Origin of the sequence: Enterococcus sp. AZ167 (assembly GCF_051714025.1) — a bacterium.
GTDB lineage: Bacteria > Bacillota > Bacilli > Lactobacillales > Enterococcaceae > Enterococcus_D > Enterococcus_D casseliflavus.
This window is the reverse complement of the sequence record NZ_JBIORB010000003.1, coordinates 81,305-107,718: the sequence shown is the minus strand read 5'-3', so window position 1 is coordinate 107,718 and position 26,414 is coordinate 81,305. Positions and strand designations below refer to the sequence as shown.

The window sequence follows — 26,414 nt, the reverse complement described above, 5'->3', positions numbered from 1 at the left end:
TGGACTTGCTTTGCTACTTCGCTTATTTCCAGGTGATCTGTGTACCAGCGTCTTCAATTTCTGCCAGCTTATCTAAGGAAGTAATCACTGCCCGTTTTTCCGTGCCCATTTTGACAAAATTCAAAGCTGCTTGTACTTTCGGTAACATGCTTCCCGGTGAAAAATGCCCTTCATCGACATAGGTTTCCAATTCAGCGGCGGTCACATGATCCAACCACTGCTCATTTTCCTTGCCAAAGTTCAAAGCGATTTTTTCCACGCCCGTCAAAATGATCAGCTGATCCGCATCGACTAAACGAGCCAATTTTTCAGAAGCAAAATCTTTATCGATCACGGCTTCAACCCCCAGCCCATTATCTAACACGGGAATGCCCCCGCCGCCTGCGCAAATAACGATCGTGTTTTGTTCAATCAGCGCCTTGATGCTGGCAACTTCTTGAATCGCTTGTGGTGCTGGACTGGCAACGACTTTCCGCCAACCACGACCAGCATCTTCACGATAGATGGCATCTGTTGCCGCCATGGCTTCTTTGGCAGCTGTTTCCGTTAAGAAAGGACCGATCGGTTTGGTCGGATGGGCAAATGCTGAATCTTGGGCATCGACTGTAATTTCCGTCACCACTGTCACCACCGGCTTAGCCATTTGGGCTTCTTTCAACTGGATTCTCAGCTCATTTTGTAACCAATAGCCAATACTGCCTTGCGTCATTGCCACACAGGTATCTAAAGGCATCGCTGGGTTTTTGCTAGAATCACTGGCTTGTTGCTGCAAAACCAAATTTCCCACTTGAGGCCCATTCCCATGGGTAATGATCAAATGAACATCTTTTTGGATCAGGGGAATTAAATACTCGACGGTCTGTTTAAGCCGTTCTTTTTGCCCTTTGGCACTGGCATCATCTGCTAGGATAGCGTTGCCGCCAAGGGCGACAACGATCGTTGGTTTCTTTTCACTCATCTGCTCACTGCTCCTTCTTACACTCTAGGAATAAAGAGATCGCCTAAGGTTACTGCCATGATTGCTTTGATCGAGTGCATTCGGTTTTCCGCCTCTTCAAATTGACGGCCCCATTGACTGCGGAAAATGTCGTCTGTGATCTCCATTTCAGAAATGCCGAATTTTTCTTCGATCATTTTTCCATACGTCGTATTCGTATCATGGAACGCTGGCAAGCAGTGAAGCACGATCAAGCCATCGTCTTGTTTTCCAGTAGCCATTACCATTTCGCGGTTGATTTGGTAAGCTTTCAACAGCTTCACCCGTTCTTCAAACTGGTCTTCTTCCCCCATTGAAACCCAAACATCGGTATACAGAACATCGGCATCTTTGACGCCTTTTTGAATATCGTCTGTTACCATCAGCTGACTGCCAGATTCTTTGGCAAATTTGTTGGCATAGTCTGTCACTTCTTCAGCTGGGAAAAGTTCTTTTGGTGCACAGATGCGAACATTGACACCTAAAATCGCCCCCGTCACTAACAAACTATTCGCCATATTGTTTCGGCCATCGCCCACATAGACTAACGTAATGTTTTCTAATGTACCGAAGTTTTCTTTGATCGTCATGAAGTCAGCGATCATTTGGGTTGGATGCCATTCATCGGTTAAGCCATTCCAAACAGGAACGCCAGAGAATTTGGCTAAATCTTCAACGACTTGTTGGCTGAACCCGCGGAACTCAATGCCATCAAACATACTGCCTAAAACTCTGGCGGTATCTTCAACGGATTCTTTTTTGCCTAGCTGGATATCATTCGCACCTAAAAATTCTGGATGGGCACCAAGATCGATGGCAGCCGTCGTAAATGCCGCCCGTGTCCGAGTCGACGTTTTTTCAAATAAGAGGGCGATGTTCTTGCCTTCCAAATAGCGATGAGAAATATTTTGCTTTTTCAACTGTTTCAAATAGATGGAAAAATCAATAAGGTATTCTAACTCGGCTTTCGTAAAATCTTTTTCTGCTAAGAAGCTTCTTCCTTTAAATACTTGTTTCATTAGTAATTCCTCCTCTAGATTAAATATCTTCTCTGATAAATGGCATGCTCATGCAGCGAGGGCCCCCACGGCCGCGAACCAATTCACTGCCGGAGATTTTATGCAATTTGATGCCGGCTTCAGTTAATTTTTGATTGGTGATCGTGTTACGGTCATAGACCACGACTTCACCAGGTGCGATCGTCAAGGTATTGGAACCGTCATTCCATTGTTCCCGAGCTGCAGCGACCAAATCGTTCCCCCCACAGCGAATCAATTCCACTGCATCTAATTCTAAGTAGCGGCACAAAATGTTTTCTAACGTATCTTTTTCTTCTTTGATGGTTACGCCATCCCCGTCACGTGAGATTGAATAAACGGTCAGTTCGCCTTCAATTTCTGGATGGATCGTAAATTTGTCATAATCAACCATTGTAAATACCGTATCTAAATGCATGAATTTGCGTTCTTGACCAATATCAAAAGCTAAGACGTACTCAAAACTTGGTTCATGTTGGAACACATTACGAGCCAACTGTTCAATGGAAGTGGCATCTGTTCGTTGGGAGATCCCGATCGCTAACACTCGTTTTGACAGAACCAATTCATCGCCACCTTCAATTCGTGTTGGCTGATCACGGTCATAAAGCAAGTGCGGTGGCTGTTGTTGGAACATTGGATGATGAGCAAAAATGTATTTGCCATACAATGTTTCACGACGTCTTGTTTCTGAATACATACGATTCAAGGAAACCCCGTTACCGATCGTCGCAAACGGATCGCGAGTGAAATACAAATTCGGCATTGGATCGATCAAAAACGGATACTGGTCATCCACAGCACCAGCTAAGCTTTGACTATGGGGCAATTTCAATTCATTTTTCGCTAGACCTGCCATCGTTTTATCGATGAATTGACGGTTATCTTCAAAAGATAAGAAATAATCGGTAATTTCAGCAATGATTTCTGGGCTTTGTAACGTTGTTTCTTCTAAATATTCCTTGATAAACTGCTCTTTGATTTCTTGACTAGTTAACGCTTCTGCTGCTAAATCTTCTAAATATAACACCTCCACATTATTATTACGCAATACATCGGCAAATTGATCATGTTCAGCCCTTGCTTGTTCCAAAAAGGGAATATCATCAAATAACAAGCGATTTAAATGATCGGGCACGAGGTTTTCTAATTCTCGACCAGGGCGATGGAGCATGACTTGCTTCAAGCGGCCGATTTCTGAAAAAACATGAATAGCATTTGACATTTCTTTACATCCTCCTTTGTTTTGATTACGCCTACATAGTACAAGAATGTATGCGCTTACCAAGCGACGTATTTCGCCTTCATTATGCAAAGCATTTGTCATTATGCAATAAAGAGTGAATATCTTCTTGCGAGCGTTTTTTTACTCGTTGTTATTTTTTTTATGTAATATTTATTCAGCAATTTTTAAATAAGAATTTGATGAGAATGAAAAAATGATCGATTTTGTTCTTTTCTTTGATTTTGACGTCCCCGACCAATGCAGGCAAAGCTTGCGAAAGAAAAGAACTTTTTCAACCAACAGCTTTCCTTTTTCGATTAAAAAAATCCGATGGTTGCGACTAAATGTGGCTATGCTATACTTAATAAGATCGTAGGAAAAGAAAGGGGTTTGATAGGAATGACCTATTCAATCAATTGGGATCTAGAAACAATTTTTCCAGGAGGCAGTGATTCTGTTCAATTAAAAGAACGCATGAGCCAGCTGGAAGAAGAAATCAAAACTTACCGTGAAAAAGTTGACGCTTGGGCACCAAACGCTACAGACAATGCGACAAAATTAGAGGAATTAATCGAACTTTCTGGCACAATCAATCAGGGATTTTCACAATGTGGCAGCTTTATCAATGCCTTGCTTTCAGCGAATGTCAACGACAGCAAAGCCAAAATCCTGACAGGCGACCTCTACGCAAAACTGCCAGCATTGCAAGCAGCACAAACCGTTTTCTCGAAAAAATTGACAGAAATTTCTGAGGATGATTGGACCGCTTTACTTACCGCGGAAAACTTAGCACCAATCGCTTTTCGTCTAAGCGAGATTCGTCGCGACGGCAAAGAATTGTTATCTGAAGCAGAAGAAACCATCATCAACACGTTAAATTTAGATGGCTTAAATGCTTGGAGCCAACATTACGATACGATCGTTGCCTCGATCGAAATTCCTTTCCTTCAAGAAGACGGCACGACGATCAACTTGTCCGCTGGTCAAGCCTTCAATAAAATGATGGGTGATCCAGATCCAGAAGTTCGTGCACGTTTATTTGACACTTGGGAAAAGACTTGGGCAGAAAAAGAAGACCTCTTTGCAGATACCTTGAACCATTTAGACGGCTTCCGCCTTTCTACCTTCAAGCTTCACGGTGTCACTGATTACTTGAAAGAACCATTAGAATACAATCGTCTGCAAAAAGCGACATTGGATGCTATGTGGGGCACGATCCAAAAGAACAAACAGCCGATCGTTGATTTCTTGACCCGCAAAGCCCAGCTTTTCGGCAAAGAAAAAATGGAATGGCAAGATCAAGATGCGCCGATCATCCTTGGGGACATGGAAGAAAGAACCTACACCTTTGATGAAGCAGCTGACTTTATTTTGACAAACTTCCGTAAGTTCAGTCCGAAAATGGCTGACTTTGCCCAAGTTGCTTTTGAAAAAAGCTGGATCGAAGCAGAAGATCGTCCTGGCAAACGTCCTGGCGGCTATTGCACCAGCTTGCCAGAAACCAAAGAGTCACGTATATTCATGACCTACAGCAATTCAGTCAACGAAGTAGCGACGCTTGCCCATGAGTTAGGTCACGCGTTTCACAGCAGCGTTCTTTGGGAGCTACCAGAATTAAACCGCAACTATGCCATGAACGTCGCCGAAACAGCAAGTACCTTTGCTGAATTGATCGTTGCTGATGCAACCCTCAAAGAAGCGACAACGAAGGAAGAAAAAATCAATCTATTGGATGCCAAAATGCAAAATGCGATCGCGATGTTCATGAACATCCATGCACGCTTTATTTTTGAAAACAGCTTCTACCAAGCCCGTCAAAACGGCTTAGTTTCAGCGGAGCAAATCACGGAAATGATGACAGCGGCGCAAAAAGAAAGCTATGCGGATGGGTTAGCAACTTATCATCCACATTTCTGGACAGCCAAATTGCACTTCTTTATTGATGATGTGCCGTTTTACAACTTCCCTTACACCTTTGGTTACCTCTTTAGCATGGGGATCTATGCGTATGCCAATGAAAAAGGGTCTAGCTTTGAAGAAGAGTACATTGCTTTATTGCAAGATACTGCTTCAATGACGACGGAAGAACTGGCGCAAAAACACCTTGGTGTTGATTTAACAAAACCAGACTTCTGGCAAGCAGGGATCGACATGGTCCTAAAAGATGTTGCCAGCTTTATGGAATTGACTGAAGACTATATCTAAAAGAAAAAACCCTCTTCCAACACGACGCTTGGAAGAGGGTTTTTCTATCAGGCATTCAATAAAGTTAAGCCAATCGTTAAGTAGCCTGCGTACAGACACCAAATCAAATAAGGAATAAACAAGTACATTGCTTTTTTGTCGATGCGAGCAAAGAGGATCATACAAATAATCACTGATAGGACTAACAAGACAATAATGACCGTTCCTGCCCAGTAAGCATTCCAGCCAAAGAAAACGATACTCCACAAGAAGTTTAGTACTTGCTGGATCGCAAAGAAGATATAGGCATTCTTTTTAAGCGCTGGATTGACTTTGGCTACGATCAACAGATACAATGCTGTTCCCATAAAGGCATACAAAATCGTCCAAACGATCCCAATGATCCCACCAGGAGGGGCTAAAAAGGGTTTTTCCATTTGCGCATACGTTCCAGCGATGTCTCCTGCAAACAAACTCGAGATGATTCCTGTTGCTTCGATGCCGATCACACAGACCAGCCAAATCAAAAATTTCATGTTCTCCACTCCTTCTTTTTTTCATGACTCTCTCATTTCATCGTACCATCGAATCGAAAAAAAGCAGAATAGAACGCTTAAAAAAGAAACGCCCGTGTGGACGTTTCTTTCAAGATAATTATATTCAATGACAGCTACTTTGATTGTTTTTCTTCAAACTTCCGTCGTTCATTTTCCACATACTTGTATAGCGCCCCGTAGCGGCTGCGGTAGCCTTTTTTCCATGGCTTCTCTTTGCCGCAAAAATGTAACAAAACGGTATGCTCGATGACCCAATCCAAACTCCATTCCCCTAAACTGATCGTTTCATAGGTACGGTTTTTTCGCACGTCATAGTTGTAGAGCTGATCAGGGATCGCCAGCACCCGATCGCCGTACAACCCATTCAAAATGTCTTGATCTGGCAAAAAGAGGTTCAAATGATTTTTCTCAATGAACGCTGCGATCTCTGCTTCTTTGACCTCTTGCCGCAGCTGGTGCACATTCATCAGCAAAACGCCTGAATTATAGTAGCCTTCCGACTCATAATTGCGCAAACGGACTTTATTGATGACTGTTGTTACTTCTGTCAGCTTAGAATGGCTGGCGGCGGCATACAGAAAATCCCCTAACGTCAGCTCATACAAGGGGCGCAAATCATTGATGCACAAAATATCCGCATCCAGATACAGGATTTTTTCCACTTGCTGCGGCAAGTAATTTTGTGCCAATAATCGATAGTAGATCGACTCAGGGTAGCGATCACTGACTGGCGCGGTTTTAAAAATCGAGCCAGAACCGATGATGATGGGATGATAGGTCATCGCCAGCTTTTGACAAAAAGCCTCCAGCTCTGCAGCATGGCTCAATTCTTTTTCTTGTAAGACATAGACATCAAAGGATGCTGCTGTCGTATGACGTTTGATTGAATATAACGTTGTTTTTAATTGTTCACTGAATCGATCATCAATCGCAAAAAGTAGATTCATGCTCTTGTTCACTCCTCTGTTACTGGCAGCGTGCAGGTTTTTGGAAAAAAATCGATTGCTGTTGCACGCAGCTTCTGTTCTTCTAGTATACCCGATTTTTGGTCTTTCTTTCAGTGAAACACCCTTGCCAATCGAACCCTTGCTTGGCAGACGCCAAAAAAGCTGTTCCATCCATGGGATGAAACAGCAAAGGATCGCTTATAAATGATTGTGTCTTAAAAACAGATCAGCGGATCGTTGCAAAAGCTTTTGACCACAACAACAATTCATCTAGCATATCATTGACACCCGCCGCCATGTGCGCACCGGGTTTGAAGGTACTGAAACTTTCAAAATCAGTAAATAAGTTGAAGGCTGGGTTGGTCCGCACGGTGGCAACTTTTTGTTCAGCTAATACGTTGCGCAATTGTTCAGCGGCCCGAATCCCACCGCCAGAACCGTAGCTGACGATCCCAGCAGCTTTATCAAACCATTCTTCCCGAGCAGAATCTACGGCATTTTTCAAGGAAGCTGCAAAACCGTGGTTGTATTCTTGCACGATGAAGATATAGCCATCTAATTCAGAAATTTTTTTGTTCCATGCCAGGTTTGGCTCAGCTGTTCCCATAAACGGTAGATCAAATGCCTTTACATCAACGATCTCAAACTGATGCTCTGACCGTTGATTAGCAATTTCTTGAATATATGCTCCGACTTGCGGACTTACGCGTCCTTCTCTTGTACTGCCTAAAATAATACCAAATTTCATGATAGGTTCCTCCTAAGATTGTTTTCGTTTGTTTTTTTAACGATTGGCAAATGTGTCTGCCCAGTCCAATAATTCCGTCAACATGTCGTTCATTCCTGCAGTCATATGCTCGCCAGGGGTAAAGGTGGCAAAGTTTTCAAAATCAGTAAATAAGTTGAAGGCAGGATTGGTGCGCACCGTGGCTACTTTTTGTTCCGCCAAAATCAAGCGAACTTGCTCAGCGGCACGAATCCCTCCTGCCGAACCATAGCTGACGATCGCTGCTGCTTTGTTGAACCATTCCTCTCGAGCGCTGTCCAACGCATTTTTCAAGGAAGCTGATATGCCATGATTGTATTCTTGTACGATGAAGAGGTAGCCGTCTAACTCAGCGATTTTTTCGTTCCACGCTTGGTTCACTTCACCTGTACCCATAAATGGCAAGTCATAGTCTTTGATATCAATGATTTCAAACGAGCGGTCGCTATGCGCGCGTGCTGTTTGTAAAACATAATTGGCTACTTGCGGACTCACGCGGCCTTCTCTCGTACTGCCAACGATGATCCCGATTTTTTGCGCTTTTTTCTTTTCAGGGGTGCGATACACCTCTTTAATTACTTCTTTTTCAATTATTTGTTCTTTTTTCCCAAATCCAAAGACCATTCTTTTGTACTCCTTTTGTTGTGGTTTCTTTAACGATGGACTCAGCATACCAAACTTACTTTTAGTAAGTCAATCATTCTGCTTACTTTTTGTTAGAAAAAAACTCTCAGCTGCTTCTTATTGACATTCGTTCGGTACCGAACTATAATCAACTCATCGATATCGTTAGGTACCGAACGATAAACCAAAAGGAGTGTACACCATGAGTACAATGACCGACCACTTAATGAAACAGCTTCGTTTTATCAGCGAAGCCAGCAATGCCTTTATGAGTCAAAACAACCAGCGCCTTTCGGGACAGCAACGTGTCCTGGCCGTTTTAAATTTAGAAGACGGCTTGGTGCAAAGTTATCTTGCAGAAGTCTTAGACCTACGGCCAAGCTCTCTAGCGGAACTATTGAAGAAAATGGAAAATAGTGGCGATATTCATCGCAAAGAAGATGCTGCTGACAAACGGATCAAACGAATCTACCTGACAGAAACTGGAAGAAAAAAAGCGGAAAAATTACTAGCACAAAAAGAAGCCACCAGCAGTCAGTCGTTTTTTGCTGGGCTCTCAGAGGAGGAACAAACCGAATTTGCTCGTCTGCTTGAAAACATCGCCGCTGGGTGGGAGACGGACTTCCAACAGCAGGCACAACGCTTTATTGACCCAATGGATCGTTTGCAAGCCATGCAAGAGATTCGGGAAGAAATGATGAAGCAATGGGACGGAAATTGGCAGGAAATGTCGAATGAGGATCGTCGAAAAATGAGGCAACAAATGAAAGATACTTGGCAAGAAATGGGCGTTGATGAGCGACGCAAAATGAACAAACAGATCAAGGAAGCCATGCGGCAAATGCCGTTTCCTGGACATCGCGGCATGGTTGGCAATCGACCATTTGAGCCGTTTGGGCCGTTTGGGCCGTTTGATAATAGCGAGGCGAATGATCCACGGTACACATGGGTAAAAGGCAACTTTTTTGATGCCTACGGGTTTGGACAAGACCGCAAAGCAAGACCGACTTCCGCTTCTAAAGACGAAGCAGCCGAGGAGGATTGGCAGGATTTCTAATAACACCTAATTAAAAAGAAAAAGCGGTGAGCCATCTTGCTTGCTGCGGAGGAAAACGAATGGAAACAACGACACCAACAGTGAACAAAAACAAATTTAAAATGAAAGACTTTATCCACCTGATCGTCAGTGTCAATCCTAAAAAAGGCTTGTTTCTTTTAGGGATGCTCTTTAGCCTGATCACAAGTGCCGCCAGTTTGGTCGTGCCGCAGCTGACGAAAACACTGGTCGATGCCAGCGGCACCCCCACGTTCAGCACCTCCATGCTGGTCGTTTTGATCCTAGCCTTTGTGCTGCAATTAGGCGTAGGGACTTTAGGCGGCTTTCTCTTGCGCTATGTGGGAGAAAGTGCTGTGAAAACGTTGCGGGAACGTCTTTGGAAACATCTGCTGCATTTGCCAGTCAGCTATTTTGATGACCACAAGTCGGGGGAAAGCAGTTCGCGACTCGTCAATGATACGTCAGTGATCAAAGAACTAGTCACCTCGCAATTTCCCAGCTTTGTCACTGGCTTGATCCAATTGATCGGTTCGATGATCATCTTGTTTTTGATGGACTGGAAGATGGCTGCGATCATGTTCAGTGCGGTGCCTTTGATCACCTTGATCATGTGGCCAATCGGCAAGATCATGTCAAAACTGGGACGCCAGTTGCAAGCAGCGACCGCCGATTTCAATGCGGATGCCAGCGAAAAGCTCTCAGAGATCCGTTTGATCAAAGCCAGCAACGGAGAAGCCAGTGAACAAGAAAACGGTCGGCGCAACATTGGGGCAATTTTTACCCTCGGGGTCAAGGATGCGAAAGTCAGTGCGATTTTGCAGCCAATCATGACGACAGCCATGCTGGGCTTACTCGTAGGAATCCTCGGTTATGGCGCGATCCGTGTGCAAGCCGGCACCTTGACGAGCGGCGCATTGATCGCTTTTCTACTGTATCTCTTTAATATTGTTGCGCCTGTAACGACGTTTGCGATGTTCTTTTCACAAGTCCAAAAAGCGATGGGTGCTACGGAACGGATCCAAGAAATTTTGGATACGCCGCTGGAGCCGATCCAGGCAGCACCCAAAGCCGCCATCGATGGCGCAGTCTTACGAGCAGAACAAATCGATTTCAGTTACGATCCCAAACGGCCGATTTTGCAAAACATTTCTTTTGAAGCCAAACCCAACACCGTGATTGCTTTTGCAGGACCAAGCGGCGGCGGAAAATCCACGATTTTTGCTTTACTGGAACGCTTTTATGAGCCCACCAGCGGGCGCTTGCTGATTGGAGATCAGCCGATAGCTGACATTGATCTGAAAAACTGGCGGGCACAGATCGGCTATGTTTCCCAAGACAGTGCGGTCTTTGCTGGTACGATTCGGGAAAACTTGCAATACGGATTGGGCCGGACGCTGTCAGAGGAGGAATTGTGGCAAGGACTGGCGTTGGCTTATGCCGATCAGTTCGTCCAAGAGTTCCCCGAAAAACTAGAAACACAAATCGGTGAACTCGGCGTCAAACTATCTGGTGGTCAAAAACAACGAATCGCCATCGCTCGAGCATTCTTGCGGGATCCCAAGCTGCTGATGCTGGATGAAGCGACTGCCAGCCTAGATTCTCAGTCAGAAGAAAAAGTCCAGCGGGCGTTGGATCATCTGATGGAAGGACGTACGACATTAGTGATCGCTCATCGCTTATCGACCATCGTGGATGCCGACCAAATCTACTTTATAGAAAAAGGCACCATTACCGGTCAAGGTACCCATGCACAATTGATCAACAACCACCCGCTTTATGCTGCCTATGTCAATGAACAAATGATCAACTAATCGAAAAAACTGCTTATTGACGGATAAGCAGTTTTTTTCTATTAACCAACGGCTGAATGTTGCTTCTCTTCACGCGTCCCAGGCACTTGATTTACTCGCTGCAATTCTTTCAACACCTGATTTTCTGCCCGCAAAAAATCCCGTTCGCTTTGGGCAGTAGCAAGTTTTCCTTGATAAACTAAGACTTCTTCTTGGTAGGTTTTGGCGGTCTTTTGGACTTCTTCTTCTAACTGATCGATTTTATGGGTCAATTCTTGATTGATCTGTTCATATTTAAGGTAAAGCTTCTGGGCATTTTCGATATTCGTTTGTTCCAAATTCGCTTTGCTGGATACTCGGGTAGCCAAATAAGTAAGTACACCAGTAATGAGTGACGGCAAGACAACTGTTACGATCGATGTATCCATGATCCTCCCCCATTCTTTCGATACGATTCATATCATCTGTTTCCAGTATAAAAGATACGATTCGTATCGTCAACTGATGTGATATTTTTTATATCAAATAATACAAAAATAGATACAAATTATATCTAACGTGCTATACTACAAAAAAGGAGGCGATCACTCATGCTTGGCGAACGGCTAAGAACACTCAGACTACGAACCAATCAAACCCAACAGCAGATCGCAGATCAGCTGGGAATCACCCGCGCAGCGTATTCTCATTTCGAAAATGATCGTAACGAACCCGATGGCGAGACCATCGTCAAACTCGCGGAGATTTTTCAAGTATCCACCGATTTTTTATTAGGCAGACAAGTCCCGGCAGGCTTTACGCAGCCCTCTGCAAAAGTTCAAACCGTTGCGGCCCATATTGATGATGACGTCACCGATGAGCAGATGGAAGATATCCTCAGCTATATTGAATTTATAAAACAGCGGCACGCCCAAAAGGAATGATGGAAATGGATAAAGTAGAAGAACTGATGGCCGCCTACCCAGACTTGCACTTTATTTTCGATAAAAATATGCCTGATGGTCAGCAAGGATTGTACATCGATCACCATATTTACTTGAACCCTGACCAGTCACAAGAAGACCTCTTGAGCACCATCGGTGAAGAAATCGGTCATTATCTGACCAGTGCTGGCGACATTACCGCCCAAGATACCAACGAAAAACGCAAACAAGAACGCAAAGCCCGCGACATTGGTTCTGCGATCGTGGTCACGCCCTATGATATCATCGCTTGTTTTGAAGAAGGATGCAAAACATTGGCGGCATGCGCTGATTTTTTAGGGGTTCCCCCACAAACCTTCAAAGACGCGGTCACCTATTATGCCCGACGTTTTGACGGTATCAAAACCGAAGAAAATTATACCTTGTTTTTTCATATCGACGGCACGATTGAAGTTGTCAAAACCTTTGGCAATCAAGGCTAAGCCTTTTTCACACAAAAACAGACGTTCCTTTTCTGCTGCTAAAGGCAGCGTTGACGGAACGTCTGTTTTTTATCCTTGCATGTTGACCCGCATCAATACACGGTTCGGTCGATAGTTTTCTGAGGATTGATGAACCAATGCACCTTCCTCAAAACGATACAAATTGTATCCATAGCGTTCTTCAAAACGGACCATCCCATCGCCTTCATCTTCCCCGACAAACGACATACTTGCCACAGTATAGTAAGGAATCCCTGCGATCGTTCCCGTAAACGCATGATGGGTATGTCCACTGAGAATACAAGAGATTTGATACTGCTGCAATAATGCCACCAAACGATTGGCACCGGCCCATGCCGGCGTGCTTGCTTGGTCGGGCAACAAATGATGGTGCGTCACAAAAACGATCTTTTTCTCTTTGAGCTGCGCCAGCGTGGCTTGCAGCCATTCAAACTGTCGCTCATCTACGATACCGTCGGCATAGCCATAGCAGGAATTATCGAAAGTCACGATCGCCAATGTCTCCGTTTCATAGACTTGATTAAAAGGTGTATCACTGGCGGTTTCTACTGACTTGCCTTGCCAGCCTTGGCGAAAATGCCGTTTGATATCATGATTACCTAGCGTTACTACGATGGGCACTGAGCCAAAGGCTTTTTCTAAATATTGCTTCAAAGAGGCATAATCGGCAGGCGCGCCATCTTCGGTCAAATCGCCGCTGATCACCACCAAATCGATCGCTGCTCGCGCCTTGGCATCTTGGATACACTCTTCAAGAGGAATCAAAGGATTTTGCATGGCTGCCAGCATTCCTTGATACCCTTCTTCACAAGGCAGGTAACTTTCTCGAAAATGGATATCTGATATATGCAATACATTCATAGGTTTATCTCAATTTCTTTCTGATGATTCCAGTCAACTGGTCTAATAAGAAGACGGTCACAACGACGCCCAACAAAATAATACTTACCTTGCTCCAGGTTCTGGTTTGAATAGCAAAAATCAATGGTGCACCGATCCCGCCAGCACCGACTAACCCTAACGTTGCCGCACTGCGGACCGCAATTTCAAAATGATTCAGTGCAAAGGAACTATAGATAGGTGCTAAGTAAGGGACCCGCACGAAAAACATCGTCTGCCAAAAGTTGGCACCGACGGCTTGCATCTCTTCCGTCAAGCGCTCATCCATGGCTTCCATTTCTTCGGTAAACAACTTGCCCAGCATACCGATCTGGTGGACACCGATCGCCATAACTCCAGCAAAAGGTCCTGGACCTACCACACGGACAAAAATAATCGCATAAACCAGCTCGGGAAATGCCCGCAAGATATTGCAGATCATTTTGCCGATTTTTGCGACCCAGGGTGTCGAGGTCCATAGGTTGGCGGCACTCAGCAAGGTCACTGGAATCGCGTAGACTGTTGCGATCATCGTTCCTAGACAAGCGATCCCGATCGTCAGTAACAACAAGCTCCACAGATCTTCCCCACTGCCGTCATAAAAGAAGGACCAGTCTGGCTGACTCAGCCCTTGCAAGACATCTCTTCCCATCGCTAAGGAAAAGGTGCTTAATCCAGAATAATCCAGCGTCGCAGCGGATAAAACTAGTAAAACAGCAAAGAGTCCCCATAACAGCCAAGTCGTTTTCTTCACTTCTCTGATCATCATAGGAAAGACCTCCTTACCCGCTCACTGAGAAAATCAACGATCGCTACCGTCAGCAAAATCGTCAAGATAATGATCGAGACCCGCTCATAATTCAACAATGCCAATGAGGCGTTCAAGATGACCCCGATCCCGCCGGCACCCACATACCCTAACACCGTCGAAGCTCGAACATTGACTTCAAAGGCATAAAAAGTATAGCTGGCAAACTGGCTGATGACTTGGGGAATGATCGCCCAAACGGTCACTTGAAATTTATTCGCTCCTACCGCTGCTGCTGCTTCGATCGGCGCAAAATCAATGGTTTCGATCGCTTGGAACATCAGCTGTGAAACCATACCAAAGGTAAAGACCGCGATGGTCAAAACACCAGTGGCTTCACCGATTCCAAAAATCGCTACGAACAATGCCGCCAACAATAGATTGGGGATCGTCCGCACCAGACCTAAGAGAAAACGCATCGGCACCGAGACCCAACGGCTTTCTGTCACGACTGTTGTCGCCAACAGACTCACCGGTATCGCTGCGACTACTCCTAAAACGGTGCCTAAAAAGGACATCTGCAATGTCTTGATCAAGGGCATCATCAGTTGCGGTAGATAACTAAAATCTGGGTGCAAAAAGCGAGCCATGAAAGCCGTCATCTGGCTGCGATTCGACCACACTTGTGCAAAATCAGCCCCTGTGATCCAGGCACTGCTTTGAAAAAAGAGCAGCAATAAAAGAACCAGCAGCAGGTGCTTGTACCAATTAAAATGAACTGTTTCTTTCAGTTTCATCGATTTCTCCTGCCTTTTCTTCAAAAATTGCTTTGCCATAGATTTGTTCTAAACGCTGATCTGTCAAAGCGTCTGCGTTGCCGTCAAAAACGATCGCACCTGCTTTTAAGGCAATGATCCTTGTCGCATACTGACGAGCCAAGGGTATCGAATGCAGATTGATGACAATCGTTTTGCCCATTTCTTGATTGATCTTCTTCAGATCCTCCATCACTTTCTCTGTCGTGATGGGATCTAGTGATGCCACAGGTTCATCTGCTAAAATCACCGGCGCTTGTTGGACCAAGGCACGGGCGATGGATACCCGCTGCTGTTGCCCACCACTCAACTGGTCGCTTCTCGTTTGCAGTTTGTCTGACAATCCGACCGTCGCTAGCGCTTCTTTCGTTCTTTCGTAGTCTTCTTTCGTAAACAACCCTAAAATACTTTTCCAGGTCCCGTAATATCCCAAACGCCCAGACAAAACATTTTTTTGAACGGTACTGCGTTTGACCAAATTGAAGCTTTGCGAGATCAATCCGATTTGTCGACGAATCAAGCGCAATTCTTTTTTATTGGCTTTCGTGACTGATTTGCCGTCTACCCGGATATCTCCTTCAGTGATTGGCACTAAGCGATTGATCGAGCGTAAAAAGGTACTCTTACCAGCACCACTCAAGCCAATGATGGCCACAAATTCACCTTGCTCAATCGTTACATCTATGTTCTGTAATCCTTTGACCCCATTTGGGTAGACTTTGGATACATTCTCAAAAGTTATCATCTGTTTTCTCCATTATGTAGGGACCGCGGCAAAGTTTCCCCAATCGGTCACGGTCTATTTCACTAAAAAATGCACTGGTAATGCGTATTCCACCTATTCCCCTAGTAAATCGCTGCACATCTCCGTGTCCCGTTATCCTTCTACCGCAATCCCTGATTTTTTACTCTGCTGCTCGTTGTGTATAATCGCGAATGGTATCGTAAGCAGAATCTGCTGCTTCTTCATACCCTTGGTGTCCCCACAAGCTCATTGCTTCGGCACCCTCTTCATCATCTGCCATGTTCAAGAACACTTCTTTGATCTGCTCTTTTAGTTCAGCATCCATTGATGGTTGGACGGCAATGGCGTCATTTGGAATATCCCCTTCAGTCAAGTAAAGGACTTTTAGGTCTTTGAATAAGTCGTTGTCTGGAAAGCTTGACGCAAAGACATTTCGTGCCCCTTGGAACACAAAGGCGGCATCCATCTGACCATTCAAGACTGCAGTGATCTCACTTGGAATATCATTCACCGTCGTTAATGTAGCATCCGTCGTTGGATCAACTCCTGCATCTTTCAACTCGGCAACTGGGTAAATATAGCCGCTGGCAGAGTTTGGACTCAATGTGGCGATTTTTTTCCCTTTTAAGTCCGTCAATTCTGTCATGTCGCTATCCGCACGGACCAAGATTTCCCCTTTGAAGGTATTGGTTTTTTCCCCTTCTAATGGCAAGCCCGTCTCTGGATCATAAGCACCTAATTGAGAAGTCAAAATCGCTTCAGCTGCATCCATATCTTTGGCTTGAACATAAGCGGCTGGCGGCATGATCCCTAAATCAACTTGTCCAGAAGCCATCGCTTCTACGATCGTCGAATAATCCGTTGCTAACGTTACTTCTACTTCACGGTCTAATTTTTTTGATAAATACTCAGCAAACGGTTTTGCTTTGGCTTGCATCGAGCCGTCATTATTGGTCGGTACGAATTGTACCACCAGCTTTTCTTTTTCGGCTGCGGAACTGCTGTCGCTGCTGCTGCTCCCATTCCCACAGCCGGTCAATGCGGCAACTAACGCAATTCCTAACATTCCTTTAACAATTCGTTTCAATGGCATTTTTTCTCCTCCTAATGGTTTGAAGCTTTCTTACATTCAAATCATACCAAGTATCCCGTCAAAATGAAGTGACACATGTCCTATTTTACCTTATTTTTACATACAATTTACATTAGATTTTATTTATCGTTCGTGTTGAGTCAAAAGGGGAACTAAGCTATACTTAAAGAAAACCATTCAGGAGTGGCTGATTTCCATGAAAAAAATCGATGATACCGCACGCCTCAGTAATTACATTGACACATACGATCTGCAATCTTATATGGACAATGATTTGTTAGCGATGGCCACTTTGCATTCCTTTGAAAAAGAAGAGCACCTGATTCGAACGGGTACGCCTTCTGAATACTTGTATTTTCTCGTAGAAGGAACCGTGATGGTCTATTCCTTCTCTTCGGATACCCAAACGATTTGTATTGATTACGCCAAGCCAGCTGCACCTTTAGGAGAAGCTTCCTCTTTATGGGAACTCTTGCCGAAAAGCAGTGTCAAAGCCGCTTCTGCTTGCGTCTGTGTCTGCATCCCTTTGAATCGCTACCGCAACACCTTGCAACAAGACGTCCGCTTTTTGCAAACCATCTGTCAGTTGCTCAGTTCCCGCTTGAATTCGGGGATCAACTTAGCGAATTCATTGACGGAACCTGTAGAGACACGGTTGGCCAAATTTATTCTTGCGCATCAAGAAAATCAACACTTTTCCTTTCAGTTGACCACCTGTGCCGCGATCTTGAATGTCAGCTATCGCCACCTGCTGCGAACCTTTACCAGCTTTCGTGAAGACAAGCTGATCGAAAAACAAAAACAAGGCTATGCGATTCTCGATTTCCCCGCTTTAGAGTCGCTTGCCGAAAATTTAAGCCATGTGTAAGGAGCAGTCTCCAAGAATGTTCGGGTTTTCCCTGAGTAGGCGTTCCTGCTGTTGGTCTTGCCCTTAACTAGCGTTGTGACAAGCATTTGCCACCGAAGAAGGCAAGCGAGAAGGGCAACTGCGCCTTATTTTCTTACAAAAAACCCGATCCTTGCTGATATTCAGTCGAGGATCGGGTTTCTTTTGCTTATTTTACGATGGCTAAGAAGTCTTCTCCTTGGAAGACATCGGTTTGATTCATATCCATCACATCTAAATATTGCGGGGTGTTCGTCACAACGATCGGTGTGATCGTGGATAAGCCAGCTGCTTTGATCGTATCTAGATCAAACTTCACTAACAAATCGCCGCGTTTGACTTGGTCGTCTTGTTTAACAAAGACCTCAAAGCCTTTGCCGTCTAGTTCCACAGTATCCATACCAATATGCATCAGAACTTCGGCTCCATCCGTGGTGGTCAAACCAACGGCATGGCCAGTAGGAAAGAGCGTCGTGATGGTGCCATCTGCTGGCGCATATAAAGCCCCGACAGTTGGTTCGATAGCGATACCTTTTCCTAATGCACCAGAAGAAAAGACTTGGTCTTTGACTTCTGCTAAGGGAACCACTTTGCCTTCTAACGGACTGCTGAGGATCACACGTTCTTTAGACGAACTATCTGTGGGTGCTGCTGGCTCTTTCGCTGGTGTTACACTGGCATCGGTTGCTGGCTGATCTTCAAAACGTAAGAAGAAGGTCAAGACAAACGCGGCGCCAAAAGCGATAGCCGTGCCGATCGAAGCTGCGATCAGACCACTTAGATCTTTCGTATCTTGTGGGATAAAGGACGGTAGACTTAGTAAGCTGACTAACCCAAAGGTATAGTTTTCGACTTGGCTGAAGCCGATGAAGGCTCCCCCGATGGCACCACTGATACACGCGGCGATAAATGGTTTTTTCAGAGGTAAGGTCACCCCGTACACCGTCGGTTCTGTGATCCCAAAAATTGAGGTGATCGTTGAAGAAAGGGCCAACCCTTTCAATTTCACATTTTTTGTCATAAAGAACACTGCTAGCGCTGCACCCCCTTGAGAAAGGACAGCTGGCAACAGCATCGGCACCATGGTATCGACACCGGTTTGACTGAGATTCAACATCATGATCGGTACAAAGCCCCAGTGCATGCCAAACATCACAAAGACTTGCCATAAACCACCCATGACAGCCCCAGCGATCAGTGGGCTAAAGTGGTAAATGCTGTCGTAAGCACTACCTAACAAGTTTCCTAAAATCGTTCCTAGTGGACCGACGACAATAAAGGTCAATGGCGCCATAATCAAGAAGACCGCTAAAGGTACACAGATGATCTGTAAGAAGCTAGGAATGACTTTTTTAAAGAAACGCTCCACATAGCTTTGTAAAAAGACCGCTAAAATAATCGGAATGACGGAAGACGTATAAGCACTCGCACCAATAATGACCGGAAGGCCTAAGAAACTCAAAGTTTGTCCAGCCAAAGCAGTAATGTCTGGATGAACCAACGCCATCGCTAAGGAAACCGCTAGAAATTCATTGGTGCGAAACTTTTTCGCTGCAGTAAAAGCCAACATCACTGGTAAATAGGTAAATAACCCATCAGCAATCGCATACAATACGGTGTAGACCCCAGAATCAGCTGCTAACCAATTCAAGGTTACTGCCAGCGTCAAGAATCCTTTTAAGACCCCGGCACCTGCCATTGCGCCTAAAAATGGCGTAAAAATCGACGAAATAATATCCACCAGTTGATTCAAGAGGTTGCCTTTGTCGCCTTTGCTGTCTGCTTCGCCATCAAAGTTCGCTACTCCATTCAATTCACGGTAAACGTCGCTGACATGACTGCCGATCACCACTTGGTATTGACCGCCGCTTTGAACGACTTGGATCACATCGTCGTCTTGATTCAAGCGTGCCGTATCCGCTTTGTTCTCATCTTTTAATTTGAAACGCAAGCGGGTCGCACAATGCACCACGCTGTTGACATTTTCTTTGCCGCCCACCGCATCAAGGACGCGAACGGCAATTTCTTTATTTGAACTCATTTTTTCAACACTCCTTTTTTTTATAAAAAAACCCAGATTGAAAAAACGACCGTCTAACGAGTTTTTTCCTCGCTGACTGTTGTCTTTTCAATCTGGGTATTGCCTGCCTGACAGTAACAATCCGTTAATGATTGAATGTTAATTGGTTTGATCATTGACGACACGTTCGATGTGGATCGTTAAGTAGATCATTTCTGATTCACCGATCGATTTGTCGTAGGTTTTGATCAAGTACTCGTTGATCCGTTGGACCGTTTGAAACGCTTTAGGGTACTTCGATTGCACAAGGGCAAATAAAAACTCATCTTTTTCCCCTGAAAGTTCATCGCTTAAATAACGCTGCGCAAAATACTGCAAATGCGTGGTGATCCGTTGATAATTCAAGGAATCTGGGTTAAAGACTCGTCCATAAAAGCGACTGATGATCGCCAGTACGTCACGTACGATTTCTACCGCTTGCATCGTGGTTTCCATCGTGCCATTGGCTTGTTCGCTATTGACGATATGAAAGGCGATAAAGCCGATCTCCGATTCTGGCAATGTAATCCCGAAGACTTTTTCAAAATAAGCAACGGCATCTGCTGCAACCGCATACTCTTTCGGATAAAACTTGCGGGTCTCAAACAACAATGGATTCGGCAGCTCAATGCCTTCACGTGCCCGAACCAGCGCATAATGGATATGGTCGGTCAGGGTCAAATAAATATTTGGCGACAGCTCGATCCCCAAGGATGCTTCCGCATCATCCACCACTTGCTTGACAGCTTCGACTTCTTCCACAGGAATGTCTGAAAACAATTGCTGAAACTGATTTGCAGTAAAGGTATCCTTTAACACAAATTCTTTTTCGACAAAGGCTTCATCCACTGGATCGCCGACTTTTTTCTTAAACGCAATGCCGCGGCCCATATAGATCACTTCCTGACCGGCATCATTAGTCGAGATGACGACATTATTATTTAAAATTTTTCCAATAATCATCGCTTTCCCTCACTCCAAAATAAAAAAACCTAGAATCTCCCCGTTAGCGCGCTGCGGTCAATTCTGGTTTTGCCTGCCGAACAGTAACAATCCTTGTAACTGAAAGAATAATAACACACCCCTGTGGCAGATGCAACCCTTTTCAAACAAAATTTCTACAACGGGTTTTTCCTTTGTTATACCATTGAAACGTTCTCCTTGCAACATCCTTCACTACCTAAAATGCTTTGTTTTTTAATAAAAAAAGGAACGGCCCAGCTGCAGCCATTCCTGATGTATCAAAGTTGCTTTCTTTGCTGTCCCATGCGCCGCTCTTTCATCGCCGTCCCTAGCGTACCATAGGTGAAGACCGCGATCCCCAGCCAAATAAACGCAAAGGCGGAAAATTGGGCCAGTGAATAGGTTTCGTGAAACAAAAAGATGGCTAACAAAAGCATGATCGTCGGGTTGACGTATTGAATAAACCCAAGCGTAATGTAAGAAACATTTTTCGCTGCTTCCGCAAACAGCAGCAGCGGAATAGCCGTCACGATCCCAGCACCCACCAATAAGAGATTGGTTTGCCAGGGATAGTTCATAAAGCCGACGGTTGAAAATCCTAAAATATACACGAGGGCAAAGGGGAAAATCACCATCGTTTCGATTGTTAACCCAGTAACCGAACTAATGGGGATTCTTTTTTTGATCAAGCCATACGTACTAAAGGAAAAGGCCATGATCAGTGAGGCATAAGGAATCGTTCCTGTTTGGATCGATAATAAGATCACCCCGATACTTGCCAGCAGACACGCCAGCATGCCAGTACGACTAAGACGTTCCTTCAAAAAAACGGTCGCTAACAAGACATTGACAAGCGGATTGATATAATAGCCTAAGCTGGCTTGCATCACGTGGCCCGCACTCACCGCGAAGATAAAGGTGAACCAGTTGATGGAGATCAGCACAGAAGCTAAAACGATCAGTCCAGCAAATGCTTTGTTCTTCCATAGTAGACGCGCTTCTTGTAAAAATTGCGTTTTCTTCCCAGAAAGCACGATAAACAACACCATAAAAACAAAGGACCACACGATTCGGTAGCACATCGTTGCTAATGGCGAAACCCCAACGATTATTTTCCAATATAGTGTGACCAAGCCCCACAAGACATAGGCAGACAACCCAAAATAAACGCCTTTATTCTTCATTTTCTCCCTGATTTTTTTCCATTAAAGCAAGCCTTTAATGAAAAAAAATACTCCTCCTAAACCATAAGTTATCTTATTATATCGAATTTTTTGGTTTTTCATAGAGTTTCATGAAATAAATCAAGAAAAGCATCCTTCAAAGAAAGGTGCCCCTCTTTATTCCAGTGGTTCTTCTGCCCCTTCTAGCCAAACGGCTTCTGGCTTCTGATCACGAATCAAGAATACCCCCGTTGCAAACAGCAGTCCAGAAGCGATCGTCATCAATAAGAAAGAAACATTCATCCCATGAAGCAGTGCACTTGTTCCTGTTAAGGTCGTGCTTTTTTGCGCCACACTATTCATGATCCCGACAAATAATGCTGTCCCGATGGCGCCTGCCACCGTCCGCAAAGAAGTCAATAACGCTGTTCCATGCGCCGTCAGTTGCGGCGGAATATGTTTATTTCCCCACGTCACGAAGGGCATCAACAAACAGCCTGTGGCGGCACAGCGCAGCATGTTCAAAACCACTGCTACCCAAATACCCGTATGCATATGGATAAAATACATGCCGATATTGCTCAAGACCAGTGAGCCGCCGCCAAAAAGCGTCAACAAACGGATGCCGACTTTGTCATAGATTCGCCCAGCCACGGGACTTAAAAAAGCCGAGACCAGAGAGCCTGGCAAAACGACTAATCCCGAGATCGTCGCTGATTTGCCTAAAATTGACTGCACGTAAAGCGGCATCAGCATCGCCGAACCCATCAAGACCAAGTAAAGCATGATACTGCCAAAGACACTGATGGCATACTCTTTTGTTTTTAAGACCCGCAGATCCAAAAATGGGGTTTCCGCTCTTAACTGACGGAAGACAAAGAAGACCCCTGCTACCAAACCGATCCCTAAGGTTCCTAAAACGGGCAAGCTGAGAAAGCCATAGCTGCCGATATTGCCAAAGCCTAAAGTGATCCCACCAAAGGCGAAGGCACTCAAAACAAAAGAGGTCTGATCAAATTTGCTGTTGCTTACTGGCAACACATCATCAAAAACCTTTATGGCCCAAATCAGTGAAATCAAAACAATCACGGCAACGATATAAAAAATCGCATGCCAGTTCAAGCGGTCCACGATCACCCCAGCAAGAGTCGGTGCGATCACGGGCGCCGCGGTGATCGATAATCCATACCAGCCCATCACGACACCGATACGATTGATCGGATAGATCGATAAGAGGATCACTTGTGCCATTGCGGTCAAGATCCCGTTACCCACGGCCTGCAAAATACGCGCAAGCATCATGACTAAAAAATTGGGCGCTGCAGCACAAAGCAGCAAGCCCACCAACGCAATTCCTAAGGCAGCGAGATACAGCTTTTTGGTTGGCACACGATTCATAAGATATGCCGTCAAGGGCATAACGATCGCCATCGCCAAGGAATAACCGCTAGTCAGCCATTGTCCCGTAGTGACAGAAATCTGCAGGTCAGTGACGATGGCGGGTAAAGCCGTCGTCAAGGCGGTCGCCAACATGGATACGGCAATACATGTAATCATTAAATTAATAAAAATCAGCGTCCGCTGACGTTCCGTTCGTTGGACTGTTTCACTCACTCAACGTCCGCCTCCTTCTCAAGATAAAACTGTTCGATTTTTGCTAAGGCTTGACCAAAGGCTTGTTTTTCTTCTGCCGTCAAATAGGTCAGCATTTCTTGGTGCGCCTTACTGCGTTTTTCTTTCATTCGCTGTGCCTCTTCCTTGCCTGCTTCCGTCAGCGAAATCAGATGGCTGCGTTTATCTTTCGGATCGACTTCTTTTTGGATCAGCCCTTTTTCAGCCAGTTTTTTTAGTAGTTCGCCAGTGGATGTCGAGCGAATCGCTAAATACGCGGCGAGATCTTTTTGGGTCAACGTCCCTTTTTCGTCCAATACCAGTAGGCAATTGAACTGTCCCCGACCTGGCATAAAACGCCCATATTTTTGTTCCGCATACCGCCGATTTAATTTATACACTTCAAACAATCGTTCCACGATTTCTTGTTCGGAAACCATCGACCTTCAGCTCCTTTCGCCTCTTCACTATTTAGATAGGTACCTAGTTAAAAGTCCGCTCTCCATTTTACATAGGTACCTATCTATTGTCAAGGAAGGATTGACAATGAGAGCGGGTACAGCAACCAAAAACAAAAAAAGCATTGAAACTTACGCTTCAATACTTTCCTCGTGGTTCTTTTTCTCAGCAAACTCTGCCAGCAGTTGCCGAACTTCATCCGTTGATTTGGTATTCATCAATTTTGCCCGCAAATCACTGGCTCCAGGGAAGCCTTTGACATAGATTTTAAAGAAACGATGCAATCCTGCGATCGAGCGCGGTACCATTTTGGCGTAATGGTCCTGCAAGTCTAATTGCAGCTGCAACAAGCCTAATAGCTCTTCTGAGGTATGCTCTTTCGGTTCTTTTTCAAAGGCATAGGGATTCTTGAAAATACCCCGACCGATCATGATTCCGTCTACGCCATATTTTTCTGCTAGCTCTAAACCTTTGGTACGATCAGGGATATCGCCGTTGATCGTCAGTTTCGTTTGTGGGGCGATTCTATCCCGCAAGGCAACCACTTCAGGAATCAATTCCCAATGGGCATCGACCTTGCTCATTTCTTTGCGGGTTCGCAAATGGATCGAAAGGTTGGCGATATCCTGTTGCAGGACATGGGTCAACCAAGCTTCCATTTCTCCTAGTTCGGTATAGCCCAAACGAGTCTTGACACTGACCGGCAGACCGCCAGCTTTGGCTGCTTGGATCAGCTCAGCAGCAACTTCTGGTCGCAAGATCAAGCCGCTGCCTTTGCCTCGTCCAGCAACGTTCGGCACTGGGCAGCCCATATTTAAGTCGATCCCTTTAAAGCCCATCTCCGCTAAACCGATACTCATCTCACGGAAATACTCTGGCTTATCGCCCCAAATGTGTGCCACCATCGGTTGCTCATCTTCGGTGAAGACTAAACGTCCCCGCACACTGTCGCGTCCTTCTGGATGGCAGTAACTATCGGAGTTGGTAAATTCCGTAAAGAAAACATCTGGTGCGCCGGCAGCTTGAACGACATGTCGAAAAACGACATCGGTGACATCTTCCATTGGTGCTAGGATAAAAAAAGGCTTCGGCAATTCAGCCCACAAATTTGTTGTCATGATTTACGCTCCATTTCTTTGTCCAAGGATCTTCTTTTATGACCCCACTTGCAAAACAAACCCCATTATACTAAGAATGCGTCAAAGAAGCAAAAGAGCAAGATACGTGTATCAGACCTAGTACGAAATTTCTTTTAAGCCTCCCAGTCATCCTCCCATTCTTCTTCCCAATCTTCCTCTTCTTCATCCCAGTCATCCCAAGCTTCTACTTCTTCCTCCTCAGCGAAATCATCTTCGCTATCCGATACAACGTTCTTCACAAAAAGGGCTACAGAAGTATCGTCAACCATCAAACTGAGTAAAATCTGCCGCATATCTGCTTCATCTAGCTGATCCACCAGCTTCTGATAGACCTCACGGCGTCTTTTACGTTTCGGGGGAGTCAGCGGTTTATTCTTTTCTTTCGCTCTCGTATAGGCGAATAAAACAGCCGCAAGATGTTTGCAATTAAAACCAGCCGCAAAGTGAGGACAATTACAAAATTCCTCCACGACCTTGCCCTGTTTTAGCGCAATTTCTACTTCATAAAGCTCTGTGCCGAATACTTCGGCCAGAATAAGCTGATCATCCGCTCTCAGTCGCGCCACACAACCGCTTAAATAATACTCTTTTCCTCTTTCCAAAATATGGGATTCAAAATAATCTTGCCATTCTAGCATTACTTCTCTCCTCCGCATTCATTAAACTAGAGAACTATAATAGGATTTAATCGATTGCTTATTAATACTGCCGAATAACTGGTGGTTCGTAGGCTTGAATAAAGGCTTCCAGCTCCTTCGTTGTTTGTGCAAAACCGATTTTCTCGCGATCGGCTTGCGTCAAGAACTCATTTTCCACCATGTTGTCATACAAGGCTCTCGTTGCGCGGTAAAAGTTGTTCACATCATAAAAAGCACACGGATTCGGGTTTTGACCGATTCTTGACCACGAGATCATCTCCGTGATTTCTTCCAGCGTACCCGGACCACCTGGCAGTGCGACAAAGGCCTGCGACAATTCGAACATTTTTCGTTTTCTTTCTGACATCGTCTCGACGACATGGAGTTCGGTCAATCCAGGATGTGCTAGTTCCCGATCTTTTAAAAAGGTTGGGATCACCCCGATCACCTGACCGCCATTTTCTAAGACAGCATCTGCCAGCACGCCCATCAAGCCCGCTTTTCCGCCACCATAAACCAGCGTATTTTTCCGTGAAGCGATCCACTGCCCCAATTCTTGAGCGGCTGTTGCAAAACTAGGTTCATTACCGACACTGGCACCACAATAGACTGCAATTTTCATAAAAC

At 45.0% G+C, this 26,414-nt stretch carries 27 protein-coding genes; 6 read left to right on the top strand and 21 right to left on the bottom strand.

What is annotated here, in order from left to right:
• Positions 1-22: 22 nt before the first annotated feature.
• The 3 genes from arcC to arcA are packed head-to-tail and all read right to left on the bottom strand — an operon-like array spanning position 23 to position 3,238.
• A complete protein-coding gene (gene arcC, locus IGJ05_RS14625) occupies positions 23-958 on the bottom strand; it encodes a carbamate kinase (protein WP_010748981.1) in 936 nt (311 codons plus the stop codon).
• A 17-nt stretch (positions 959-975) separates the two neighbouring features.
• The gene (gene argF / locus IGJ05_RS14620; protein WP_010748982.1) at positions 976-1,995 is read right to left on the bottom strand and encodes an ornithine carbamoyltransferase; all 1,020 of its coding nucleotides are present in this window, start codon (positions 1,993-1,995) and stop codon (positions 976-978) included.
• A 19-nt stretch (positions 1,996-2,014) separates the two neighbouring features.
• Positions 2,015-3,238 (bottom strand): arginine deiminase, encoded by a 1,224-nt coding sequence (gene arcA, locus IGJ05_RS14615; RefSeq protein ID WP_010748983.1) that lies wholly within the window; start codon positions 3,236-3,238, stop codon positions 2,015-2,017.
• A 399-nt stretch (positions 3,239-3,637) separates the two neighbouring features.
• Here arcA and IGJ05_RS14610 point away from each other — a divergent pair, with 399 nt between their 5' ends.
• A complete protein-coding gene (locus IGJ05_RS14610) occupies positions 3,638-5,443 on the top strand; it encodes a M3 family oligoendopeptidase (protein ID WP_081116426.1) in 1,806 nt (601 codons plus the stop codon).
• A 47-nt stretch (positions 5,444-5,490) separates the two neighbouring features.
• Here the strand turns inward: IGJ05_RS14610 and IGJ05_RS14605 are convergent, their stop codons facing one another.
• The 4 genes from IGJ05_RS14605 to IGJ05_RS14590 all read right to left on the bottom strand — a co-directional run bounded on the left by IGJ05_RS14605 (position 5,491) and on the right by IGJ05_RS14590 (position 8,316).
• Entirely contained in the window at positions 5,491-5,958 is a 468-nt protein-coding gene (locus IGJ05_RS14605) for a TspO/MBR family protein (RefSeq protein ID WP_010748985.1), read from the bottom strand.
• A gap of 134 nt (positions 5,959-6,092) precedes the next feature.
• On the bottom strand, positions 6,093-6,926 hold the full coding sequence (locus tag IGJ05_RS14600; RefSeq protein ID WP_010748986.1) for a glycosyltransferase family 8 protein: 834 nt from the start codon (positions 6,924-6,926) through the stop codon (positions 6,093-6,095).
• A gap of 226 nt (positions 6,927-7,152) precedes the next feature.
• Positions 7,153-7,674 (bottom strand): NADPH-dependent FMN reductase, encoded by a 522-nt coding sequence (locus IGJ05_RS14595; RefSeq protein ID WP_010748987.1) that lies wholly within the window; start codon positions 7,672-7,674, stop codon positions 7,153-7,155.
• A gap of 36 nt (positions 7,675-7,710) precedes the next feature.
• Positions 7,711-8,316 carry an NADPH-dependent FMN reductase gene (locus IGJ05_RS14590; protein ID WP_010748988.1) on the bottom strand — a complete coding sequence of 202 codons (606 nt, stop codon included), beginning with the start codon at positions 8,314-8,316 and terminating at the stop codon, positions 7,711-7,713.
• A gap of 202 nt (positions 8,317-8,518) precedes the next feature.
• On the opposite strand from IGJ05_RS14590, the gene IGJ05_RS14585 reads away from it, so the two are divergent.
• A complete protein-coding gene (locus IGJ05_RS14585) occupies positions 8,519-9,373 on the top strand; it encodes a MarR family winged helix-turn-helix transcriptional regulator (protein ID WP_266166633.1) in 855 nt (284 codons plus the stop codon).
• Positions 9,374-9,432: 59 nt separating this feature from the next.
• Entirely contained in the window at positions 9,433-11,184 is a 1,752-nt protein-coding gene (locus IGJ05_RS14580) for an ABC transporter ATP-binding protein (protein WP_266166635.1), read from the top strand.
• A gap of 41 nt (positions 11,185-11,225) precedes the next feature.
• On the opposite strand, the gene IGJ05_RS14575 is transcribed toward IGJ05_RS14580, so the two are convergent.
• Entirely contained in the window at positions 11,226-11,591 is a 366-nt protein-coding gene (locus IGJ05_RS14575; RefSeq protein WP_081116429.1) for a hypothetical protein, read from the bottom strand.
• A 162-nt stretch (positions 11,592-11,753) separates the two neighbouring features.
• On the opposite strand from IGJ05_RS14575, the gene IGJ05_RS14570 reads away from it, so the two are divergent.
• Together IGJ05_RS14570 and IGJ05_RS14565 are read left to right on the top strand one after the other, a co-directional pair.
• Complete coding sequence (locus tag IGJ05_RS14570) at positions 11,754-12,086, top strand: helix-turn-helix domain-containing protein (protein ID WP_015510522.1); 333 nt, start codon at positions 11,754-11,756, stop codon at positions 12,084-12,086.
• A 5-nt stretch (positions 12,087-12,091) separates the two neighbouring features.
• Positions 12,092-12,568: an ImmA/IrrE family metallo-endopeptidase gene (locus tag IGJ05_RS14565; RefSeq protein WP_034858679.1), complete on the top strand. Its 477-nt coding sequence runs from the start codon at positions 12,092-12,094 to the stop codon at positions 12,566-12,568.
• Positions 12,569-12,637: 69 nt separating this feature from the next.
• Here IGJ05_RS14565 and IGJ05_RS14560 read toward each other — a convergent pair whose 3' ends face one another.
• From IGJ05_RS14560 to IGJ05_RS14540, 5 genes are all read right to left on the bottom strand, one after another.
• Entirely contained in the window at positions 12,638-13,450 is an 813-nt protein-coding gene (locus IGJ05_RS14560; RefSeq protein WP_010748973.1) for a metallophosphoesterase family protein, read from the bottom strand.
• Positions 13,451-13,454: 4 nt separating this feature from the next.
• The gene (gene phnE, locus IGJ05_RS14555) at positions 13,455-14,237 is read right to left on the bottom strand and encodes a phosphonate ABC transporter, permease protein PhnE (protein ID WP_225001153.1); all 783 of its coding nucleotides are present in this window, start codon (positions 14,235-14,237) and stop codon (positions 13,455-13,457) included.
• A complete protein-coding gene (gene phnE / locus IGJ05_RS14550; protein WP_010748971.1) occupies positions 14,234-15,013 on the bottom strand; it encodes a phosphonate ABC transporter, permease protein PhnE in 780 nt (259 codons plus the stop codon). The genes phnE (IGJ05_RS14555) and phnE (IGJ05_RS14550) overlap by 4 nt, the downstream gene beginning before the upstream one ends.
• The gene (gene phnC / locus IGJ05_RS14545; RefSeq protein ID WP_081116432.1) at positions 14,985-15,776 is read right to left on the bottom strand and encodes a phosphonate ABC transporter ATP-binding protein; all 792 of its coding nucleotides are present in this window, start codon (positions 15,774-15,776) and stop codon (positions 14,985-14,987) included. The genes phnE (IGJ05_RS14550) and phnC overlap by 29 nt, the downstream gene beginning before the upstream one ends.
• A gap of 160 nt (positions 15,777-15,936) precedes the next feature.
• Positions 15,937-16,869 carry a phosphate/phosphite/phosphonate ABC transporter substrate-binding protein gene (locus IGJ05_RS14540; RefSeq protein WP_266166636.1) on the bottom strand — a complete coding sequence of 311 codons (933 nt, stop codon included), beginning with the start codon at positions 16,867-16,869 and terminating at the stop codon, positions 15,937-15,939.
• Between the two features lie 196 nt (positions 16,870-17,065).
• Between IGJ05_RS14540 and IGJ05_RS14535 the strand changes: the two genes are divergently transcribed.
• A complete protein-coding gene (locus tag IGJ05_RS14535; protein WP_005230657.1) occupies positions 17,066-17,737 on the top strand; it encodes a cyclic nucleotide-binding domain-containing protein in 672 nt (223 codons plus the stop codon).
• A gap of 187 nt (positions 17,738-17,924) precedes the next feature.
• Here the strand turns inward: IGJ05_RS14535 and IGJ05_RS14530 are convergent, their stop codons facing one another.
• From IGJ05_RS14530 to IGJ05_RS14495, 8 genes are all read right to left on the bottom strand, one after another.
• Entirely contained in the window at positions 17,925-19,796 is a 1,872-nt protein-coding gene (locus IGJ05_RS14530; RefSeq protein WP_081116433.1) for a beta-glucoside-specific PTS transporter subunit IIABC, read from the bottom strand.
• Positions 19,797-19,934: 138 nt separating this feature from the next.
• The gene (gene licT, locus IGJ05_RS14525; protein WP_016608476.1) at positions 19,935-20,777 is read right to left on the bottom strand and encodes a BglG family transcription antiterminator LicT; all 843 of its coding nucleotides are present in this window, start codon (positions 20,775-20,777) and stop codon (positions 19,935-19,937) included.
• 278 nt (positions 20,778-21,055) lie between these two features.
• A complete protein-coding gene (gene rarD / locus IGJ05_RS14520) occupies positions 21,056-21,961 on the bottom strand; it encodes an EamA family transporter RarD (protein WP_081116434.1) in 906 nt (301 codons plus the stop codon).
• A gap of 156 nt (positions 21,962-22,117) precedes the next feature.
• Positions 22,118-23,554, bottom strand: coding sequence for an MDR family MFS transporter (locus IGJ05_RS14515; protein WP_266166637.1), 1,437 nt, complete (start codon positions 23,552-23,554; stop codon positions 22,118-22,120).
• Positions 23,551-23,991: a MarR family winged helix-turn-helix transcriptional regulator gene (locus IGJ05_RS14510; protein WP_081116435.1), complete on the bottom strand. Its 441-nt coding sequence runs from the start codon at positions 23,989-23,991 to the stop codon at positions 23,551-23,553. The genes IGJ05_RS14515 and IGJ05_RS14510 overlap by 4 nt, the downstream gene beginning before the upstream one ends.
• 150 nt (positions 23,992-24,141) lie before the next feature.
• Entirely contained in the window at positions 24,142-25,128 is a 987-nt protein-coding gene (locus IGJ05_RS14505; protein WP_081116436.1) for a tRNA dihydrouridine synthase, read from the bottom strand.
• Between the two features lie 134 nt (positions 25,129-25,262).
• Complete coding sequence (locus IGJ05_RS14500) at positions 25,263-25,787, bottom strand: SWIM zinc finger family protein (protein WP_266166638.1); 525 nt, start codon at positions 25,785-25,787, stop codon at positions 25,263-25,265.
• A gap of 61 nt (positions 25,788-25,848) precedes the next feature.
• A complete protein-coding gene (locus IGJ05_RS14495) occupies positions 25,849-26,409 on the bottom strand; it encodes a TIGR00730 family Rossman fold protein (protein ID WP_074934167.1) in 561 nt (186 codons plus the stop codon).
• Positions 26,410-26,414: the final 5 nt, after the last annotated feature.